Origin of the sequence: Occallatibacter sp. (assembly GCF_035317045.1) — a bacterium.
GTDB lineage: Bacteria > Acidobacteriota > Terriglobia > Terriglobales > Acidobacteriaceae > Telmatobacter.
The window spans coordinates 60,935-82,371 of record NZ_DATHHT010000027.1; the positions used below are offsets into that span (position 1 = coordinate 60,935).

Sequence of the window (21,437 nt, forward strand, 5' to 3'; positions counted from 1 at the left end):
TGGTATTCAGAATTTAAAGGGCGGGCCGAAACCGGCGCCGCCCTTTCCTTTTTGTATGGCCCAATGATCGCGAATATCCCACGCACAAAGCCACCATCCCACGCACAAGCCCTGTCATTCCGACCGACCAACGGGAGTGGAGGATCCCGCAGTTGCTTTTCTTAATCGCATTGCCATCAACCCGTCCTTCAAGCAAATGGCGCCGAATCGCAAACATGGCTTTCCCAATCTCTCCTAAGGGGCTCATCCCAACACCACGTCAAGCCCCCGATCTCAACATTTCCACCTAACCCATTCATAACAAACGCCAAACTCTCCTCGCTAATTTGCAGGTTATTTCGCCGGTTCGTCTAAGCTGAATCTGTGCGGTAAATCCTCAAATTGATGAGAGAACTTCGGCTTTGAAAAGGGCGCGGAATGTTAAGCGAAAATGGAATAGGCCTAACTACAAATCCTCCCCTTCCGAAAAGGCGTGGTGAACCTGTGAAACGGGCCATAAGTCCCTATAAGAGAATCCTCTACAGCTAAGTCCAAAGGAGAGAGACCTTTGACGGCAACCTCCTCTGTAGTCTGCTGCAAATAGGACATTTACCCAATGAGACGGGATAATAGGGGGGTAGTCCCCGAACAGCGTGCCTCTCGCCATTGACAGACACACTTGAAGCTGCGGTTAAATGAGTAAAGTGCATAGACATGGAAACTGAAAACATTCGCGTCGAAAAGAACGGGATGCTGGCCACCGTCACTCTGGACCGACCCAAAGTACTGAACGCCCTGAACGCGGCGACGTTTGCCGAATTGAGTTCCGTGTTCGACGAACTGGAGACGGACAGAGAAGTGCGAGTGGCTTTGCTTACCGGAGCCGGGGAACGCGCCTTTGCAGCCGGCGCAGATATCCGCGAACTGGCAGCCGCGGCGGAAGGTGCGGGAAAGGCCTTTGCGCTTCGGGGCCAGGCGGTTTTCCGCAAGATCGAAACCCTGAACAAACCCGTAATCGCCTGCATAAGAGGGTTTGCCTTGGGAGGCGGTTGCGAGCTGGCGATGGCCTGCTCGTTGAGGATCGCAGCTGACGACGCGAAATTCGGACAGCCCGAGGTGAAGTTGGGAGTGGTCCCGGGATATGGAGGTTCGCAGCGGCTGCCGCGGCTGGTTGGACGTGGAGCGGCACTCAAGCTTCTGCTGACCGGTGCGATTATCGATGCCCGTGAAGCGTTGCGGATCGGTCTTGTCGACGAGGTAGTACCTGGCGCCGAGTTGATGCAGCGCGCCGAAGCGCTGGCGGGCGAAATGGCGGCCCAGGCGCCACTGGCGATTGCAGAGACCTTGCGGCTGGTAGACGAAGGACTCGATCTGCCGCTGGATCTTGCGTTGCTGCGCGAGGCGGATCGGTTCGGGCATCTCTGCGACACCGCGGATAAAGCCGAGGGAACCAGGGCTTTCCTTGAAAAACGGACTCCGGTCTGGAAAGGCGAGTAAGCTGCCCAGTCCCCGATCAGCAGGCTGAGTAAGGACCGAGCCCCTGATATTCTTGACTGGTGATCCTTCCATCCAAAGCTGCTGGGTTTGCAGCCATGATCGCGCTTTTGGCGGTCGCCTTAGTTGCCTGCCATCGAGAAGAGCAGGCCGTCGTAGGCGTGGCCAAAAATGCCGTAAATGCCGAGCACCAGGCGCAGGCTGCAGCCCAGGCGCGTGCTACTGCCAGCGATCAGCAGCGCGCGGCGCTTTCCCGCATTTCGCTCCCAACCAAGAGCATGTATGTGGATGTACACGATCCGTCGGCATGGGCAAATCCGTTTCTCGCAGTTGGACCGGATGCCATTACCTTGCGCATTGTGCAGGCGGACGCCAACTCAAGCGACGTGGGCAAAGGCACCATGCTGCGTCCAGAAGCGGCACGGCGGCAGGAAATCGAAATTCGCCTCAAAGATCTTCCTGAAGCGATGGTTGCACTGCCCCCGAGTGCATGGCAATATGGCCGCGTGGTGGCGGTGGCAGAGCTTCCCGGCGCCCCCGCGAAGGACCGCCCGAAGATCCGGCGCAATGTAGAGGCCGCAATCCAGCAGCTGAACGAGTTGGGCATTGTTGTGGAAGAGTGGCCGACACGCTGAGCATTTCTCCTTCAGCTTGTCGTCGAAGCCTCTCGGCAAAGTGGCAATTTCCTTAAGAAATTACCACCCCAATACGATGCAACAGGCTGTCGCTGAAGGAGAAATGCCTTGAGCGCGCTACTATTCCCACGTGGGCGTTTTCACCATTCTCAATCAGCCTCGTCTCGACCACGAGCAGTTCAGCGAGCATCGCGAGCTTGAAGCGCGGTTGAAATCCAGGCTTCGCGGCGACGTGCTTTTTGATGCAGGTTCGCGCGCGCTCTACGCGACGGATGCGTCGAATTACCGCCAGCTTCCCATCGGCGTGATTCTGCCACGCGATGCAGCAGACGTCGAAGCTGCACTCGAAGCCTGCCGCGCGTTGGGCGCCGCGGTACTGCCGCGGGGCGGTGGAACCAGTCTCTCCGGCCAGTGCGCGAACGTTGCAGTGGTATTCGACTTTTCGCGCTACATGAATGGCCTTACTTCGATCGATCCAGAGGCAAAGCTGGCGACAGTTCAGCCCGGCGTTGTTCTTGACCGCCTGCGCGATGCGGCAGAGAAGCATCATTTGACCTATGCTCCAGATCCTGCGACGCACTCGCGCTGCACTTTGGGCGGCATGATCGGCAACAACAGTTGCGGAGTGCACGGATTGCTAGGCGGCAAGACCGTCGACAACGTGGAGTCGCTCGAGATTGTGCTCTACGATGGCTCACGCATGACCGTCGGCCGCTCGAGCCCGGAACAACTTGAGAGCATCATCGGCGCAGGCGGGCGGAAAGGCGAAGTCTACGCCGGCCTCAAGCGTATTCGCGACCAATATGGCGACCTGGTGCGCTCGAAGTTTCCACGGATTCCGCGGCGTGTCTCCGGCTACAACCTCGACGAGTTGCTGCCGGAGAATGGCTTCAACGTGGCGAAGGCGCTGGTGGGCAGCGAAGGCACCTGCGCCACCGTGTTGTCGGCCACGCTGAATCTGACGGCGAGCCCTCCCTTTCGCGTGCTCACGGTGCTGGGATTCGACGATCCTTTCGTCGCGGCTGATGCGGTGCCGCTGGCGTTGGAGCACAAGCCCATCGGGCTCGAGGGATTCGATCAACTGCTAGTTGAGTTCATGCGTCGCAAAGGCCTGGCCCTGAAGGAACTCGACCAGTTGCCGCCCGGTGTGGGATTCCTGCTGGTGGAGATGGGGGCCTGGAGCGCAGAGGAAGCGCAGGCAAAGGCCGAGGCGCTCGCTCGCGATTGCCAGAGCTGGCGCAACCCACCGGTTGCGCATATCTGCACGCCTGCGGAAGCAGCGAGCGTGTGGTACGTGCGCGAATCGGCGCTGGGAGCGGTGGTGTTTGTTCCGGGTGAGCCGGATCGGTGGGAAGGCTGGGAGGACGCTGCCGTTCCGCCGGAGAAGCTGGGAGCTTATCTGCGCAGCATTGCCGCGCTGATGGCGGAGTATGGCTACTCGAGCCCGCTCTACGGCCACTACGGGCAGGGATGCGTGCACATGCGCATCAACTTCGATTTCCGCAGCGAAAAGGGGCTTCGCGATTTTCGCGAGTTTCTCGATCGTGCCACAGATGTGGTGCTGGGCTTTGGTGGCTCGCTGAGCGGCGAGCATGGCGACGGGCAAGCGCGCGCGGCGCTCCTGCCCAAGATGTTCGGGCCGGAGCTGATGCAGGCGTTTCGCGAGTTCAAAGCGCTGTGGGATCCAGATAACCGCATGAACCCGGGGAAGCTGATTGATGCGGTTCGTGTATACGACCCCATCGAAAACCTCCGTAAAGGAATTGAGAGCCACCAATCGCCTTCGGCTGGCCCGCGTCAGGAAGAAAGCGCGGGTGAAAGTGCTGGAGTCGAGTTCAAACCATACTTTGCATTCGCTCGCGATGAGGGTTCGCTGGAGCACGCTACCGAGCGGTGCGTAGGCGTGGGCGCGTGCCGGAAAACGGACAGTGGCGTGATGTGCCCGAGCTATCGCGCGACAGGCGACGAGAAGCACTCCACGCGCGGACGCGCGCACCTGCTGTGGGAGATGCTGGCGGGGTCACTGCATGCAGAGGGATATCAAAGCAAGGCGGTACACGAGGCCCTCGATTTGTGCCTGAGCTGCAAGGCATGCAAGACGGAGTGTCCGGTGCAGGTGGATATGGCTGCGTACAAAGCGGAGTTCCTGGCGCAGCACTATAAGGGACGGCTGCATCCCCTGCAGAACTACGTGTTCGGATTCGCGGACAAGCTGGCGCGCTTCGGCTCGATGGCGCCGGGGATCACGAATGCCATTCTTACCAGCGCCCTTACAAGCCCGATCATCAAGCGGATCGCCGGCGTTGCGCCGCAGCGCAGTTTGCCCAGCCTCGCAAACAAACCGTATGTGACATCTCGCGTGGCGCCGAACCTGGGTGCCCCATCCTTGCGGCGCTGTTCAGACGCAAGGGTGGGAATCGACGAATCTCAAACCGTTTTTCTGTGGCCGGATACGTGGAACAACTACTATCACCCGCAGACACTGGTTGCGGCGGAGACTGTCCTCAGCGGAGCGGGCTTCACGGTTGAGACGGCGAAGCGCCACATCTGCTGCGGAAGGCCTCTCTACGACTTTGGCTTTCTCGATCAGGCGCGGGCGTATCTCGCCGACGTGCTGGGGCGCCTGGCTCCCGAGATCGATGCCGGAATGCCGTTCATCTTTCTTGAGCCGAGTTGCGCGAGTGTTTTCAAAGACGAACTTCTCGAGTTCTTTCCGAAAGACGAACGGGCACATTGCATGAGCAGGCAGGTGTGGCTGCTGGCAGACTGGCTCGCGGCCGAGGCTCCTGACTGGGTTCCGGCGCGGCTTGAAGGGGCGAAGGTGCTGGTGCATGGACATTGCCACCACAAGGCTGTATTCGGCGGACCGGCCAGTGAGATCGCGCTGCTGAAACGCGCGGGCGCGAACGTGGAGGCGATCAAGGCGGGATGCTGCGGAATGGCGGGCCCTTTCGGATTCGAGAAAGAAAAGTATGAAGTGTCGAAGACGATCGCGAGCGATGGATTGATGCCGGCGGTGGACTCGGCGGGTCCGCTGACCGTGATCCTGGCGGACGGTTTCAGTTGCCGCGAACAGATTCAACAACTGGGGCATAAGCAGGCGCTACACTTTGCCGAACTGCTGGCGCGGAGTTGCGGGTGCGGTTAGAGGTCAGCCCTCGTAGATCTGGCCTCCCTGGGTGTCGTTCAATTGGTCACCCCCCTATCTATACGTCTCCCAGCGGGGAAATTATCTGCAAAAGCCAGCAATTCTTTTGACGTTTGTTTTAAATGACATAGCGACATTGATCATCGATGAAGGCTTGACATGAGCAAAGCGGTCTAGTGCTTCGTCCAGCCGTGCATGCCGGCTTCAAAGCTGCGGCGGTCGAGGCGCGGAAGAGCCCGTGCCACCTTGTCAGGGAAAAGCGGGTAATGCCGCGCGGCGATAAGCAGTTCCGGGACGCACCAGACGTCATCTTCGCTGGTCATCCAATGCCGGTTGTCGAGGCGCGCAAGGTTCACCGGGGCCGAGTAGGTGCGCAATGTACGTTCGCCGCGCAGATTGTAATAGTGGTCGACGTAGCTGAGCGCGAGTTCGCGCGGCGTGCGATAGACAGGCGCGCGAAAACGCAGTCCTGCGAAGTTTGACTTGGCAACACTTCCCCACAGGCCGTGCTGGCGGTAGACGGCCAATACGTGGTCGTCGTCCCGCACCGACTCCAGATCCATCAGGAGCGGTGGATAGCCGTTGACGCGGAAAGCCGCGGCGGCAAGAATGGCTCCCTCGAGACAGTGCCCTTTGCGCTCGCGCAACACGCGTTGGGGAGACAACGCGGTATTTGCATACTGGTACTCGATCGCGTCAATGAATTTCTGGATTTGCGAGGGCGTCTTGAGTGCGCGAAGCGTGCGCAGATTCTGAGGCGATAGTCCAAAGCTCTCGCGCCCGTTTTGCCGAATTCCGTTTCTGGACAGTTGTCCCCCTCGAAAACGCAACGGATCCATTAGCAGCTTGATTTGAATATCATCTTACCGAAGTCGGACGCGGGTATCACGCAACGAGAACATTCGCTGTACCATGCAAAACAGGAGACGTCGATGGACCCCACCCCCGGAGAAGTCACGCTGCTCCTCAAGGCCATGCATGACGGCGATTCCACGGCCGCAGAGAATCTGCTTCCTCTCGTCTATGCGGAACTTCATCGCATCGCCGCCGCCTATATGCGACGCGAGCGCGATGGTCACACACTGCAGGCCACCGCGCTGATCAACGAGGCCTACCTTCGCCTGGTTGGCGAGGATATCGAATGGACGAATCGCTCCCACTTCATTGGCCTGGCAGCGCACGTTATGCGCCGCGTCCTTGTCGACTATGCGCGCCAGCACAACGCTGAGCGGCGCGCCGGCGGCCTCAAGCGCGTCGAAATGGAAGACAACCTCGCCATCTCGCCTGAGCGTCTTGACGAAGTCCTCTTCCTCGACGAAGCCCTGGCAAAGCTTGCGGCAAACAATCCTCGCCAGGCCCGCGTTGTCGAGCTGCGGTATTTTGGCGGCCTCTCGGTCGAACAGATCGCCGAAATCCTCAATGTCGCGCCGCGCTCAGTAAAACGCGACTGGGCTCTCGCCCGCATCTTTCTCTTCCGCGAACTCAATCCCGGCGCGCCGCTCCCAAACGGAACCGGAGAAGAGGATTCGGCCGGCGCCCCAAAATAATTTTTGATTTGCGTGGCCCCTTTTCTGTCCTCATTGCGCACTCCTAAGTGAAGCCGGTCATCAAGACCCCTTCCCCAAGGAGATCATCATGAAAACGACTATCCGCACCATCGCCCTTGCCACCCTCGTTGCCATTGCGTCCCTGTCGCAGACAGTGATCGCCCAAACCGGCCGGCCCTCCACCAAGGTCGCTGTGCCTTTCGCATTCGATTACGGGACGCAGCATTTCGCGGCAGGCGTCTACACCGTGTCCATGCGGGACAAGAACATCCTGACCCTGAACAGCGGCAATCACTCCGCATGGGCGATGATTCAGGCGGGATACGACCCCACTCAGAACAAAGCCGGGTATGTAGTTTTCCGCAAGTATGGCGATCGCTATTTCCTCACGGAATACGCTCCCGCCAGCGGCTCGCTTCACGCCTCCGTATCCGAGTCGGCAGCAGAGCGTCGCGCGGCCCGCGATTTCGCCGCCAACCACCTCGCTCCCAGCCGTGTTCAACTAGCGCTGATGTCCAACTCCAACGGCGCAGCGCAGTCGAAGTGAAGTTCAGATCTGATCCGATCCGAGCAGGAGCATTTACCGATGCTCCTGCCCGAACCGTTTTGCGGACGATGCTAAGGCAGATCCAATTCGAGCGAGTAGATCTCTTCCAGACTGGTGTCGCGCACAGCCAGGATCGAGCCATCCGGGGTTGTTCCACTCCAACCTCCCCAATCCGCTGTCGGTTGTCCAATTTGCCGCAGGTCTGCCACAAGCTGAGGACGACGGTCATTGAGACAGACCCGATACTCAGGCGAGTGTTCTGGGTTCGCGCCGCCGAAGAAATAGACGCATTCACTATCCCGCGACCAGTCTTCATACCCGCCCTGCAGCTTCGTCAATTCTTCCCACTTCTGGGTGCTGAAGTTAAAAAGTCCTAGCGCGCCGGTTTGAGAATCAATTGCCACGATCCAGCGTCCATCGGGAGACCAGCGCGGCGACCAGTATCGACCTGAATCCGGCAGTGCAGTCAGTTGGTGGCTCTTCAGGTTCAAGATTTGAATCGGGTGTTGCGTGGATGAGCTTGCCGTGTCGACGGTGGCGCCCAACGCGATCGCATCGCTGTCCGGTGACCAGGAGGGGTCCGAGTTTCCGTTTTCTCCGTTGGTCAGCCGCTCCGGATTTCCGCCTTCCGCCTGGATCATATAGACTTGGTGCGTCTTACCCGGCTCGGCCCCAGCGAAGACGATTTGCTTTCCATCCGGCGACCATCGAGGCAGACCGGCTTTCAGGGGTGCGAAAGTCAGCTGGCGAGCTTCGCTGCCGTCAGACTTGGACACCCAGAGTTTCCCTTCAGGCAAGCTGGTGTAGGCAATCCTGGACCCGTCTCTCGTAAACGCCAACGTATTGGCCGAGACTCCAGGAAGATATAGCACAAATGAACCCTTCTTTGAGTCAAAACGCTCCAGTTCTCCTCGCTTGGTGATCCCGATAAAGTAAATGCTTTTACCGTCAAGGCTCGGCAGCGGGCTTTGGGCAATCGAGGCTCCCGTCGCCAGTTCTACCGGTTCTGTATTCGTCTTTCGCCACCAGTCCTGCTTTTCCCGCACCACCCACAGATTCCAGGCTCCAGAGCGCGTCGAAGCGAACACGAAATATTTTCCATCCTGTGTCCATGATCCACAACATTCATTGGGCCACTGATCTCCACTCAACAAACGCCGCAGGCCGCTTCCATCGGCGCGCGCCTCCCACAGCGTATTGGTGTTACGTTTCTCGTCGCGCACCCCGAATCTCATGAGCCTTCCGTCGGGAGAAAATCGAATCCAATTTGGTTCTCCAACGACGGTAAGAATCTTCCGGCTCTGGCTTCCATCGCTTCGCGACACCCAGATATCGGGCCCAGCCCCGTAGTAGATTGAAGCTCCATCCGGAGACCAGGTTGCATCGAGGACCACCATGTCTCCGATTCGTCGTGTCTGGCCGCCCAACACGGGCATAGTCCAAAGGCCTCCACTGTCAAACTGTTGCGAATTGTTCGGTGGCCCTAAAAGGAGGAGTTCGGATTTCGACCGTGACAAGCCGATAAGCGCCGTGAGGTCAAATGGAACCGGCAGCTTTGCAGATTCCCCTCCCTCAGCCGAAACCAGCCGCAGGCCCTGATATTCCAGCGGTTGGAAGTAAACCCGTAGTCCATCGGTGACCATCGAGTTCTGAACTCGATACCCTGGCGTGTACATCTTCCGTTTTCCATCATGCGTAATCTGCTTGATTGCGATCACGCGCGGCGGGGGCACAGTTGGGCGCAGAACATACGCAACAGCCAGCAGGAAAAGCAAACCCACAAGACCTGCGACCATCGCCACACCGCGGCGGCCGCGCCGACCCTCCGCCGGTGCCACTGAACCTGCTACTGAAACGGAACTCACTGAAGCCAGTCCCGGATTAAGATCCCGCGACAACCGCTTCAGGTCGGTCTCCATCTCCGCTGCGCGCTGGTAGCGCAGATCGCAATCCTTCTCGAGCGCCCTGTTCACGATGTGCTCGGCCAGCGGTGGTAATTCCGGCAGAAAGGTGCGAATTGACGGCGTGGGCGTTGCAGTGATGGCATGCAAAACGTTTAGGCTGTTGTTTCCCGCAAACGGTGGTCGTCCCACCAGAGATTCGAAGTACAGGACTCCAAGGCTCCACAAATCCGCTCGCGCATCCACGCTCTTGCCGAGCGCCTGTTCCGGGGACATATATACGGGAGTGCCGAGCAGCCCCCGCGTCTCCGCCACCGACATGGTGGCATCCACGCCCGTCGTCAGGAGCTTGGCTAGGCCAAAATCGAGAACCTTGGCGTCGCCCTTTGGCGTGATCATGACATTCGCCGGTTTCAGATCGCGGTGAATTACGCCGTGTTCGTGCGCTTCGCCCAACGCATCCGCTACCTGGCGCGCAATGACGGTCGCCTCGTTCACTTTCAGCGGACCTACGCGGAGCTTTGCCGCCAGCGACTGTCCCTCCACCAACTCCATCACCAGGAAATCCGCGCCGTCCTGCTCGCCCACGTCGTATACCGCCGCAATATGAGCATGGTTCAACTTGGCCAACGCCAGTGCCTCCCGGCGAAAGTGACGGCGCGCCTCTTCGCTGGCCAGAACGCCCTTTGACACCATCTTGATGGCGACTTCGCGCTCCAGCTTTTCATCGCGAGCACGATACACGACGCCCATGCCGCCCGCGCCTAACTGATCGACGATGGTGAATCGCCCCAGCCGCGTACCCGGCGAGAGAATCGCAGCCAACGTCTCTGCCTTTTTGTACGGAGGATCGGAGAGAAATCCGCTCAGCCTGTCGTTCTCTACGAGCAGCGCCTCAACCAGCTGCCGCACCGCAGGCGTATCGCGGCATGCCCCGGCCAGGAACGCGGCGCGCTCCTCCCGCGGCAAATCGAGAGCCTCTCCGAAGAGACGTTCTGCAAAGACCTGTTGATTCTCCATCTATTGGTTTCCGACCCGACGAGAATGTCACCTACAGTAACATGACACCGAATCGATAGACCACGATTGATGCTCCTAAGCACCGCTTGGAGTGGGAAGTTGTTGAAACCGCGTCCGCCGTACTGCGGAGTGGCCTTCATCGCTTCGCGGGTCTGAGAGGCGAGATATGGGGCAACGAATCGCCTGCAGTCTGTATCTCCACGATCAAAATCGAACGCCGGAGTTGGTAATCCAACTCCGGCGCGGGCGAAGGATCGGACCTCTACTCGCTATCTGTAAAGCTGAAGAGACTGAATAGGTCACCAAGTGCAGGGCTATTGACCGGCACGTAGGGGTTATCCGCGGTAGTGATTGGGTTGGGGAAGTTGTCACGGCTGCGGCGAGTGATCGCTTTCAGTCCCCAATTCCGTTCGATGAACTTCAGGATCGAGACGTGATCGGAATACTCATGCGAAATGTGTCCACCCGTGGAGTATTTCGAAACGACGATCATCGGGATGCGCGTACCGTCGCCGAAATAGTCCACCGGCTGAACATATCCCGAGTCGTAGTACCCGCCGCCTTCGTCGAAGGTGATGAAGATGGCAGTATCCGCCCATAGGGTCGGATTCGCTTTTACGGCATCCACAATTTTCTTAGTGAAACCCTCAAACAGGTCCAGCTTCGAAGAGGCCGGGTGACCGTCGACCAATCCGCTGGGCTTCACAATCGAGACCGCCGGAAGATTGCCATCCTTAATGTCCGCATACAGGTTCTCGGTGTCCTGAATGTGAGCGTTGCGGACGGTTGGATTCTTCATGATGGAGGTGTCGTACTGGAACGGGTTGCATATGTTGCAATACTCGTCAGTGTTCTTACCGATAGCCGAGAAGTTGAGCTGATATGGATCGGGGACGTAGTTGTTCCACTGATCGCCGTAATATTTCCAGGAGATGTTCGCGGCGATCAGCACATCGCCGATGCTCTTCACTGAAGACGGTGGAATCGTGAAGACCGTGTTATTTGAATTGGTATCGGTATAGGCGTTGTTGCCGTTGCCGAAGTACCCGGGGTTGTAGTTGTTCAAGAGGTAGTAGCGGTCTTTCTCGCAGCGCGGATCGACGGGGTTCGAAAGCGACTTCAGATAGTTTCGAATCTCGGCAACGCCGGGCTGTTTCAGGTCAGAGCAATTTGTATAGGATCCGCCGCCGAACGAAGCGACTCCAAACGAACCGCCGCCGTATCCGTCTTCGGAATACCAGTTGTTCGTGCCCTTCGCTGGATTCGGATTTTCAATTTCATCGACCACACCTGCGTTCTTCGTTCCGGGATCGACCGTTGCGTTATGCGGAGGAACTGCCGGATTCCCGTTGCCATCACTGAACCAGATCATGTCGGCATGCCCGAGCATGATGTGGTTGGCGCCCGTTCCACCGTTCACGGATTGATGGAAGTTGTCGCTCATGGCATAGGTATCGGCGAGGTGCTTAAAGTAGGGTGCGTCGCCGTTTTGCACGTTGTAAAAGCCCATCGAAGTCGAGCCCTCACCGGTTGTCGTGTCGCCAGCGACGTATTCGGTATTGAAATTCGCAGGCTGTGCCAGGCCGTTGGTGCCGGCGCCCACAGTTACTTCAACCCACGGAAACAACTTCGCGCTGCATCCTGAAGGATTGTCCTGGGTGGCATTCGCTGCGCTGCAATTCAGCTGTTGCCACATCTGATAGAAGCGATGGACAGGGCTGGCGGCGTAGGAGTTATAGGTGAAGGTGTCCCCGTTCGTGAGTTGGAAAGGACCCGGCGGAAGCGCGTTCACAGCCTTGATGCGAGTGTCCGGAGTCTTTGCTGTCAGGCCGCTACCCCCAGTGACGAGATATCCGTAGTAATCGGCAGGCAAGCCGTTTTCAGATTTCCTGGCCAAGCTGAGGCTGTCATTCTTGACGAAGGAGTCCATCGGCCCTCCGGCGAGAGGCGCCGGCAAGACGGAACCAGCAAATGAATTCGTCGACGGATCGAGAAGGTATCCGTCTGACTTCGTGTCATTGGCTGCAAGCTGTTCCGCTTTCGAAAAGTTTGGGCCCGGCGTTCCGTCGGCCTTCACGATCCCTTCGGACAAAAGATCCCACACTCGTTCGCCTTTTTTCGGCACATACGTAGCAAAGACGTGATCGAAGCTGCGGTTTTCGCCAACAATAACGATCACGTGCTTGATCGGTGTGGCAGTATCGGTATCGCGTGACGGCTGCTTCTCGGGGGAAGCTCCGGCAGCAAAGCTGTTGCCAATAGCGAACTGGAATATCGAGACGGATACCAGCCCGGTGCGGACAACATTCATTGCCGTGGATGCGAGGGACTTCACGGTCATCTAAATCCTCCAAAGTTGAGTTACCTCAACTGGAAGAGATATATTTCTAACTCATTTCTCCAGAATGCTAATTCGATGAAAAGCCGGTGAATCATCGAGCGTTTTTTATCGACGCTGCGTGCGTATGGCGGCGTATTAAATTCAATGAGAATTTAATGGGCGTTGGACCACGCGCGAAGACGTTCCCGCATCTGATCCTCCCACCTGTGTCGCCTCATTCGCCTGATGATTCGACGATGCCGGCGCCTCCACGCGAATTGATCCCATCATTCCCTTGTCCTCGTGTTCCAGAATGTGACAGTGATACACAAATGTTCCCACAATGTTCGGATCGCGGAAGTCCATGCGCAAACGAACGCTCGGATAAGCCAGGCTATGTCCGTTGTCATATGGGACATTCACTGTATCTCGTAAGAAGTTTTCGTTGATTGGCCTGCCCATGTAACCGATCAGCAAAAAGTGAAGCTGATGAATATGGAAGTCATGAAGCTCGCTTGACCTGTTCTCAATAATCCAATCCTCGACCGTTCCCTGCTGGACAACAATGTTGGGCTCGCTCGAATGCATATCGAACTCCCTCGGCTGCTGGCCTTCCTCCGTCAGATAGAACTCGATCGCGCTGGTGGGATCATCGGGGTTATCAAGCTTCTCTGAAAAATACAACCGGCGCACGCGTACCGGGGTGACATCGCCAAGCCATGCGTCCGCGTTCACCGCTAGTGGTTCCGGAGTGCTGCTCAGCCTTGAGTGCGGTTCCGGCGCAGTCGGCGTGGAAACAATTTTTGCCAGCATGCGATTCGGATCGTTCTCGCCGCCGGGGCCTGTATCAACGGTTCGCGTCACCAGCAGAGCGTCTTCCCCTTCCGCAGGTCCATCCAAAATGAACTCAACCCGGGCTCCGGGAGGAACGACAAGATGCTTCTGCCAATTCACCAACTCACCCTGCGGATCGTCGTGGCTCATTGGCACACCATCCATGGCCACCAGGCCTAAAGGCTGCGACGCGTGCTGGAACAAGACCTCTATATTCAGATATGTAATGGCCGAAGCATTGAGAACCCGCCATAACTGACGCTCCTTTGGTTTCATCTCGATCACCGCCGGAGCATAATCCGGATAAGGCACGGGGACGTAATTGATCGACAGATCCTTCGCCGGTTTGCCGAAACCCGTTCCAGTGTTGGCCGCGTCGCCATCGCGGTCTACCAGGAACTTCGGAACCACCGGCTCTGATTTCGCAGGCGGAGCGTTTGGATTCACGAGATCCTGGTCGCGGATGACGAAGACCCGTTCCGGAAGGCCAGCTAACACTCTTTTTGCACGCTCGATGCCCTCCACGATCAGCGCTCCCGACGCTCCGCCGAGCAGCTGCTGCTTGCTGAATCCATGGATGTGCGGGTGGTACCAGTACAGACCGGGCGGCTCATCGTCTGGTATCCGAAAGCGATATTCAAATGTCGGATCCCGAGGCTGGACCAATGTGTTGAGCACGTCGTCCTGGTGACAAACGGGGGGAATCGTCAGACCATGAAAATGAAGGTTTGTTGCTACCGCACTCATTTCTCCACCGCCGCAGCCCTCAGGAGAAGATGTGCGATGGTTATGCGCGGCCATCGAGGACGCCTTCGCCGTATCCGTCGGGGTCAGCGCATTCTTCAGATGAAGAATCACCAGATCGCCCGGTTTCACCCGCAAGGTCGGCGATTCGCGACCCGCTGCATCGGTATAACAATAGAGCGTGCTGCCGTGCACGTCAGGGACATCGCGCGCCGTGAGTTCCGCTTCCAGCACCCCATTTCGGCTCCGCAAATCCTCCGGCTCCTCGACCACACTGCCAACCGCAGGGCGCGGACACGTCGATTGGGCCACTGCTTGCGCACGTGTTGGTTCCGCTTGGAAAAGAGCGCACCGGGACGTAAGACAGAAAACAAAAATCGGTACCCATCGAAATTTGGACATGGGAAGGCTGCGATCCCTTGGCTCTGCACGTTCACTCGCCAATGCGGGGGAATGGAACCTTGCTAGTTTTCACCACGAAGATTAACTCCATGTAAAAAGGAACGCCGCGCAGCTGGGGTGCCTGGATAAAGGATATCGGAGTTCTGCATGAGCCCTCGGGCTACGGATCGGGATGAAAATCGTCCCCATTAGCCTAGTGTCGGAGGAGTGCTTTCATCGATTCCCAGGTCTCAGAGGCGAGAGCTGGGGGCACTTGGCAGGGAGCGAGTTGCTGAAATCGTTGCAGCAAGATATTGACGAGTAACGTCCGAGACGCCAGTGATCGAAGGTGCCAGGTGCAAAATTCATCTTTGTAGAAGCAACGGGGTAACCGTATGCGCACATCCATTCATGATGAGGGCTTATGCCCTGACGAGCCTCAATTTCCTTACCAAACTTAAAAACCAGGCGCGGACGTGAAAGCGATGCGGTTCTGCGGCACTTCTTTAAATGGCGGGCCGATGACGGCTATCTCGCCGGGTTCGAAAAGATGATGGATAGGCCGGTAAATGCCTGGTTCATCAATGAGGTATCAATGGATTGATAAGGGCAACGCATAGCTGGAAGCCGTAAGAGCTGTGATCGCGAGAGGCGCTTCATCCGCAGGGCATCGCCTGATTTTCGATCTCCTCAACTGCATTCGAGTTTCACAACGATGACAACGTTCCTTGCTCCCTGTCTCCTCTGGATGACGAAGGAGCTCTGCAGTGTATTCCATTGTTCCCGGGTGAAGATCATATGTTCGTGAGGTTCAGGTCGTTCCGCTCCCATTCCCAGTCGTCGCTTCCTAGCCATTGCCACCATTTCGGATCTTCGGCTCTCTCTCGCATTTTCGCCTGGTCCCTGCTGTGCGTGATGGCGCAGGTGCTGTTGGCGCAAACACCAACGCCGGTTCCTGTGTTGACGTGGCGATACGATCCAGGCCACGCCGGACAGAACACGAGCGAGACGGCGCTGAACCCTTCGAACGTGAATACGAACTCGTTCGGCAAGCTGTTCTCGCTTCCGGTGGACAGCACCGTTTACGCTCAGCCACTCTACGTGCCTGGGATAAAGATGAGTGACGGCCAAGTCCACAATGTGCTGTTCGTGGCCACCGAAAATGATTCTATTTACGCTTTCGACGCGGATTCCAATGGAGGCGCGAATGCGAATCCGATCTGGCACGCGAGTTTGCTGACTTCGAATTACGGAGCCGGAGCGGGAGCGACTGCGGTGCCGTGGCAGGATAACGGCTCACCGGACGTGGCGCCTACCGTGGGGATTACAGGCACTCCAGCGATCGACCCGGCGACGAATACGATGTTCGTGGTGACATCGACCAAAGAGAGCGGCGTGTATTTCTCGCGGCTGCACGCAATCAACATCGTGACTGGAACAGAGCAACCCAATAGTCCCGTGAATATCACCGCGACGGTCGCGGGCACCGGGAACGGCAGCTCCGGCGGGCAGCTCTCCTTCAGCGCGCTATGGGAGAATCAGCGGCCAGCACTCGATTTTTATAACGGCTATGTCTACATTGGTTACGCAGCTCACGGAGACAACGGTCCGTGGCACGGCTGGTTGTTTGCCTACAACGCAACGACGCTGCAACAGACCACGGCGCTATGCCTATCGCCGAACGGCGTGGGCGCGGGTATCTGGGCTTCAGGCGCGGGCTTGCCCATCGATACAACCGTGGCGGGCGGACGCATGTTCATCGTGACCGGAAATGGTACGCGATCGGGCGCGCCGCCCTTCAACGCCAGCACTGAGTATGGCGAGAGCGTTGTGGCCTTTAACATTGCCAACGGACAGATCACGCCCGTGGATGAGTTCACGCCGTTTAATTACCAGATACTGAATAACCATGATTGGGACCAGGGTTCCGGTGGCCTGCTGATGCCGCCTGACCAGCAGGGCGCGAATCCCCATCTGCTGATCACAGGAGGCAAAGAGGGACGAATCGTTGTATTGAATCGGGATAACCTCGGCGGCTTTGCTTCAGGAGCTTCCTCCAATACGAATGCACTGCAGGATATCTCCGACGTTATTCCGCAGGCCGTAGGCTTCTGGAGTACTCCTGCCTACTGGAACGGAAACGTCTATTTCTGGGCTGAGAATAATGTTCCAATGTTGTTCAAGCTGAATGGCGGTGTCATGGATTCGCAACCTGACAGCCAATCCACGATTACGTCTGCATTTCCGGACCCCACCTTCTCGGTCTCCTCAGACGGAGCGCAGAACGGCATCGCCTGGGCAGTACGCTCAGATCAGTTCAACAGCAATGGGCCTGCTGTGCTTTACGCCTGGGATGCGAACGATCTGACCAACACGATCTATGAAAGCGATACCAACGCGACACGCGACCACGCGGGCGCTGCCAACAAGTTCTCCATCCCGGTGGTGACAAACGGAAAGGTTTATGTTGCGGCGCATGGAGAAGTTGATGTTTACGGACTGCTGAATGGCCAATCGACGACTGCAGCTCCCCTGATCAGCCCAAATGGGGGCACGTTCTCCGCGAGCCAGAGCGTCACGCTTAGCTCTGCGACTCCGTCGGCGGCTATTTTCTACACACTGGATGGAACGACGCCGACGCCAGCCTCAACGGAGTACGCGGGGCCCATCACCATTAGCGCCGACACGAACCTCAAGGCGATCGCAAGTGCGCCCGGATTTTTGCAGAGCAGTGTAAGCAGTGCCGTGTTCACGTTCACGACCCAAGCTGCGCCGGTGATCTTTGCCCCGGGCGGCGGAACCTATGGGGCGGCGCAGAACGTTACATTGTCTGACGCCGATGCGAGCGCGAAAATCTACTACACCACCGACGGTTCTACGCCTTCCGCATCGTCGACTCTTTACTCTGCACCCATCCACGTTACCGTCTCAGAGACCATCAAAGCCATCGCTATCGATCCTGCTCTCCAGAACAGCAACGTGACCACTGCCGCCTATGTGATTCAGGTCGGGGGAAACACGATCAACTTCGGCAGCGGTTTTTCATCAACAGCAGGACTGCAACTGAATGGCAGCGCCGTGGGCACCAACGATACCCGATTGCAGTTGACCAACGGCGGATTGAATCAGGCCGGCAGTGTCTTCTGGAATACGCCGATCAACATCCAGGCGTTTAGCACGACCTTCCAGTTCCAATTGTCCAATGCACAGGCAAACGGGTTTACGTTCACCATTCAGAATATGGGCTCGACCGCGCTCGGCGGAAACTCGGCGGGACTCGGATACCAGGACATCACGAAGAGTGTCGCGATCAAGTTCAACTTCTATAACTACAACGGCGAGGGGAGCGATTCCACCGGCATTTATAGCAATGGACAAGCGCCTGTTCTGCCGACGGTGGACATCAGTCCGAGCGGGATTCAGTTGGGGAGCGGAGATTCGATCCAGGCGACGGTTTCCTATACCGGCCTTACGATCACTCTAAAGTTGCTCGATCTCGTCACAAACAAAACCTTCACCTTTTCGCAGGCGATCAACATTCCGCAAATTGTCGGCGCGAATACGGCATATGTCGGTTTCACCGGGGGGACCGGAGGGCTCTCTTCAAGCCAGAAGCTCATTAGCTGGACGTACACGACCCAGGCGGTGCATCCTGACTTCTCGCCGGGCTCGGGCACTTACTCCTCGCCGCAGAACGTTGTATTGAGCAGCAAGACTCCCGACGCCACCATCTACTACACGACCAATGGCTCTACCCCCACGGCTACGTCGGCGGTGTATACGAGTGCGATTCCGGTTTCGACCTCGCTTACCATCAAGGCGATTGCCATCAGCCCCACGATGGGGACCAGCGTGGTTTCGAGCGCTGCATACGTCATTGGATCTTCCACGGGCGCATCGTTCACGCTGGCGGGTAATCCGTTTACGATCACCTGGCGCGGCGGGTCAATCCATGAGGCGGTCACTGTTACTCCGAGCGGGGGATTTACGGGGAAAGTGCCGCTGACCTGCTCTGTGACAGGCCCGGCCGGTGCGGTGAGTATTCCCACCTGCACGGTATCCACACAACCGGGGACTATCTCAGGAACTGCCGCTGTGACCGGTTACGTGTTCGTCCAGACCCAGGCAACAACCACAATCGGAAATTACGTGCTGACTGTTCAGGGAACAAACGGAACGACTACGCAATCCGTGAATATTCCGTTTACTGTGAACTAAGTTGCCGCTTTATCCGTTTTCGTTTTCAGCGGTCTCAAGCGGGTGGACCACAGTATGCTTGCCGCATGCTTCCGCGGCGGTCTGTTGCTTTGCCGTCTCGTCATTTTTCCCGGAGGTGACGCGTGGGTGGGTTCCTGAGCAGTTTTCGCTATGCATTGCGTCAGTTGAGCAAAGCGCCGGGATTTGCGGCGGCGGTGGTGCTGATGCTTGGGGCCGGCATTGGCGCAACGACGGCGATCTTTTCGCTGGTGGAAGGCGTGTTGTTGCGGCCGCTTCCGTTTCAGAATCCGGGGCGACTGGTAGCGCTCGGCGATCATGTGGGCGAAAACACCGGCATCGGCGTGACTGCGCGCGAACTGGCAACGTATGAGAAGGCTGCCACGGCATTCTCGGCGGCGGGCGGTTACACACGGATGACCTATGAGCTTGCGAGCGGTGGGACGCCGGAGGTGATTCACGCCGCACGCATGGAGGCGCGCGCGTTCGAGACACTGGGTGTGGCACCGATGCTGGGACGGGTGTTCACACCAGAGGAAGATTCGGCGCATGCACCGCTAGCAGTGATTGGCTATGCGATGTGGTTGAATCGGTTTCATCGAGATCCCAATGTTATCGGCAATTCAATGGTGCTGGATAGGAAGACCTTCACGATTGTGGGCGTGATGCCGCGTGAGTTTGAATTTCCGCTGGAGACGGGGCGGCTGGGGCAGGCGCAGTTGTGGGTGCCGATGAGCCTGACTGCGGAAGATCTCTCCGAGAGCCACGCGGCCGAATGGCGTTTCAACATGGTGGCGCGCTTGAAGGATCGCGTGAGCGTGGAGCAAGCCAGCCAGGATGCCGATCGCGTGGCGCACGAAATCATGCGCGATTTTCCGGCGAAGCTTTCGGCGATTCGCATTCGCGGGGCTGCGGCGCCTCTGCGGGAGGAAGTGGTTGACTCCGCCCGGCCGCTGCTGCGAACGCTGTTTCTCACGGTTCTGATCGTGCTTGCGATCGCTTGCGTGAATGTGGCGATTCTGATGCTGGTGCGGGCTATCCGGCGGCGCCGGGAGTATGCCGTGCGGCTGGCGCTGGGCGCGAGGGCAGGCGCGATGATCCGCGAAGCGCTGGCGGAAGGACTGCTGCTGAGCGTGGCTGGCGGCCTGTTGGGATTCGCGTCCGCCGCGGTGGCGCTGAAGACGGCGCTGGTGCTTCTGCCGGAGTCCATGCCGCGCATCGATGCGATCCACATGGACCAGGGGGTAGCGGGATTTGCCTTGCTCCTGGCGGTGGCGACGGGCGCGCTGTGTAGCGTGGTGCCGGCGTTTGCCGCGATGCGGACCAACCTGCTGGAGAGTCTGCGCGAAAGCGGGCGGACCAGCACGGGACGAGCCATGCATGGCTGCGATCGGCGCTGGTGGTGGCGGAAATTGCGATTGCCATGATCCTGCTGACGGTGTCGGTGGCGTTTGTGCGCAGCTACCAGAAGATGCTGGCGGTCGATCCGGGATTTCGGCCGGACCACGTGCTGGTGGCTGGGTATCAATTGCCGCTCGAGCAGTATGGCACGGGATCTTCGGCACAGCGATTTAACCGTGAAGTACTTGATCGTCTCGCAGGGAAGCCGGGAATTGTGGCGACGGGGATGGCCGAGGTTCTGCCCGCGACGGCGTCTGTGCCGATGGCGGACTACACGATAGAGGGCGTGCGGATGGATAGCTGGAAGATGCAGTTTGCGCCATGCACCGTGAGTGATGGCGACTATTTCCGTGCGATGGGAATTCCTCTGAGAGAGGGGCGGTATTTCACACGCGAGGACAAAACCGGCGCACAGCTCGTGCTGATCGTAAACGAGTCAATGGCCAAGCACGCGTGGCCGGGACAGGACGCGGTGGGAAAGCGGATGCATCTTGGAAATCCGAACGGCGGGCTGCCCTGGGCTACCGTGGTAGGCGTGGTGGGCGACACCAGGCGGTCGCGCGATGAGCTGGCCGGAGACGAGTACTACCTGCCGACGGATCAGCCGGACTCGCTGAATGGCACGGATGCGCCGGACAATTTGACCAATGCGGCAGGCGGATATATCGTGCTGCGTTCGGCGTTGCCGCCGGACCAGATGGAGCAAACACTGCGCGCGACGGTGGCGGAGGTAGATCCGATGCTGGCGCTCAAGGAGGTGCGTCCGATGGTGGATGCGCTGGCCAACACCGAAGCGCCGCGGCGATTCAACACCGGGCTGATCGGAGCATTTTCCCTGGGAGCGCTGTTGCTGGCGGTGTCGGGGATTTATGCAGTCGTCGCTTTCTCGGTCACGCTGCGGGTGCAGGAGATTGCGATCCGGATGGCGTTGGGAGCCGAGCGCGGCAAGATTGCATGGATGGTGCTGGCGGGCGGCGTGAAACTGGCAATGCTGGGATGCGGCCTGGGCGTGGCGGGCTCAGTGGCGCTGTCGCGGATTGTGAGTTCGTTTCTATTCGATGTGAGTCCGACGGATCCGCTGCTGTATGCGCTGAGTGCTGCTGTGATGCTGCTGTTGACGATGGCGGCATCTGCGCTGCCGGCGGCGCGAGCGGCGGCGACGGAGCCGATCGGTGCACTGCGTGCCGTGTAGGTACGGCTGTGACTCATTCCAAGAGGCGGTTCGAAGACGCGGGGCTCCGACATCGCTGGATCTACGAGGCCGGGAAGAA

12 protein-coding genes are annotated in these 21,437 nt (G+C 58.3%); 8 read left to right on the top strand and 4 right to left on the bottom strand.

All coding sequences use genetic code 11. The annotated features are described in order from the left end of the window. Nucleotides 1-693: 693 nt before the first annotated feature. The 3 genes from VK574_RS13330 to VK574_RS13340 all read left to right on the top strand — a co-directional run bounded on the left by VK574_RS13330 (nucleotide 694) and on the right by VK574_RS13340 (nucleotide 5,256). Nucleotides 694-1,476, top strand: coding sequence for an enoyl-CoA hydratase/isomerase family protein (locus VK574_RS13330; protein ID WP_472800334.1), 783 nt, complete (start codon nucleotides 694-696; stop codon nucleotides 1,474-1,476). 59 nt (nucleotides 1,477-1,535) lie between these two features. Then, the gene (locus VK574_RS13335) at nucleotides 1,536-2,108 is read left to right on the top strand and encodes a hypothetical protein (RefSeq protein WP_472800335.1); all 573 of its coding nucleotides are present in this window, start codon (nucleotides 1,536-1,538) and stop codon (nucleotides 2,106-2,108) included. A gap of 130 nt (nucleotides 2,109-2,238) precedes the next feature. Then, nucleotides 2,239-5,256 carry an FAD-binding and (Fe-S)-binding domain-containing protein gene (locus VK574_RS13340; RefSeq protein ID WP_472800336.1) on the top strand — a complete coding sequence of 1,006 codons (3,018 nt, stop codon included), beginning with the start codon at nucleotides 2,239-2,241 and terminating at the stop codon, nucleotides 5,254-5,256. A gap of 173 nt (nucleotides 5,257-5,429) precedes the next feature. On the opposite strand, the gene VK574_RS13345 is transcribed toward VK574_RS13340, so the two are convergent. Next, the gene (locus tag VK574_RS13345; RefSeq protein WP_472800337.1) at nucleotides 5,430-6,095 is read right to left on the bottom strand and encodes a hypothetical protein; all 666 of its coding nucleotides are present in this window, start codon (nucleotides 6,093-6,095) and stop codon (nucleotides 5,430-5,432) included. Nucleotides 6,096-6,188: 93 nt separating this feature from the next. On the opposite strand from VK574_RS13345, the gene VK574_RS13350 reads away from it, so the two are divergent. Both VK574_RS13350 and VK574_RS13355 read left to right on the top strand, forming a co-directional pair. Continuing rightward, complete coding sequence (locus VK574_RS13350) at nucleotides 6,189-6,803, top strand: sigma-70 family RNA polymerase sigma factor (protein ID WP_472800338.1); 615 nt, start codon at nucleotides 6,189-6,191, stop codon at nucleotides 6,801-6,803. Nucleotides 6,804-6,891: 88 nt separating this feature from the next. Further along, nucleotides 6,892-7,350 (top strand): hypothetical protein, encoded by a 459-nt coding sequence (locus VK574_RS13355; RefSeq protein ID WP_472800339.1) that lies wholly within the window; start codon nucleotides 6,892-6,894, stop codon nucleotides 7,348-7,350. A gap of 71 nt (nucleotides 7,351-7,421) precedes the next feature. Here the strand turns inward: VK574_RS13355 and VK574_RS13360 are convergent, their stop codons facing one another. The 3 genes from VK574_RS13360 to VK574_RS13370 form a co-directional block, all read right to left on the bottom strand. Next, on the bottom strand, nucleotides 7,422-10,271 hold the full coding sequence (locus VK574_RS13360) for a serine/threonine protein kinase (protein ID WP_472800340.1): 2,850 nt from the start codon (nucleotides 10,269-10,271) through the stop codon (nucleotides 7,422-7,424). Nucleotides 10,272-10,533: 262 nt separating this feature from the next. Then, nucleotides 10,534-12,612 (bottom strand): alkaline phosphatase family protein, encoded by a 2,079-nt coding sequence (locus tag VK574_RS13365; protein WP_472800341.1) that lies wholly within the window; start codon nucleotides 12,610-12,612, stop codon nucleotides 10,534-10,536. A 141-nt stretch (nucleotides 12,613-12,753) separates the two neighbouring features. Beyond that, entirely contained in the window at nucleotides 12,754-14,403 is a 1,650-nt protein-coding gene (locus tag VK574_RS13370) for a multicopper oxidase family protein (protein ID WP_472800342.1), read from the bottom strand. Nucleotides 14,404-15,480: 1,077 nt separating this feature from the next. Between VK574_RS13370 and VK574_RS13375 the strand changes: the two genes are divergently transcribed. The 3 genes from VK574_RS13375 (at nucleotide 15,481) to VK574_RS13385 (ending at nucleotide 21,358) form a co-directional block, all read left to right on the top strand. Then, complete coding sequence (locus VK574_RS13375) at nucleotides 15,481-18,768, top strand: chitobiase/beta-hexosaminidase C-terminal domain-containing protein (protein ID WP_472800343.1); 3,288 nt, start codon at nucleotides 15,481-15,483, stop codon at nucleotides 18,766-18,768. 122 nt (nucleotides 18,769-18,890) lie between these two features. Further along, nucleotides 18,891-20,192 (top strand): ABC transporter permease, encoded by a 1,302-nt coding sequence (locus tag VK574_RS13380; protein ID WP_472800344.1) that lies wholly within the window; start codon nucleotides 18,891-18,893, stop codon nucleotides 20,190-20,192. Beyond that, complete coding sequence (locus VK574_RS13385) at nucleotides 20,189-21,358, top strand: FtsX-like permease family protein (protein WP_472800345.1); 1,170 nt, start codon at nucleotides 20,189-20,191, stop codon at nucleotides 21,356-21,358. Before VK574_RS13380 ends, VK574_RS13385 begins: the two co-directional genes overlap by 4 nt. Nucleotides 21,359-21,437: the final 79 nt, after the last annotated feature.

Bases quoted from the DNA above. Each gene is read 5' to 3' on its own strand.
- VK574_RS13360 (WP_472800340.1), bottom strand. From the start codon at position 10,271: ATGGAGAATCAACAGGTCTTTGCAGAACGTCTCTTCGGAGAGGCTCTC.
- VK574_RS13355 (WP_472800339.1), top strand. From the start codon at position 6,892: ATGAAAACGACTATCCGCACCATCGCCCTTGCCACCCTCGTTGCCATT.
- VK574_RS13345 (WP_472800337.1), bottom strand. From the start codon at position 6,095: ATGGATCCGTTGCGTTTTCGAGGGGGACAACTGTCCAGAAACGGAATT.
- VK574_RS13385 (WP_472800345.1), top strand. From the start codon at position 20,189: ATGATCCTGCTGACGGTGTCGGTGGCGTTTGTGCGCAGCTACCAGAAG.
- VK574_RS13350 (WP_472800338.1), top strand. From the start codon at position 6,189: ATGGACCCCACCCCCGGAGAAGTCACGCTGCTCCTCAAGGCCATGCAT.
- VK574_RS13365 (WP_472800341.1), bottom strand. From the start codon at position 12,612: ATGACCGTGAAGTCCCTCGCATCCACGGCAATGAATGTTGTCCGCACC.
- VK574_RS13330 (WP_472800334.1), top strand. From the start codon at position 694: ATGGAAACTGAAAACATTCGCGTCGAAAAGAACGGGATGCTGGCCACC.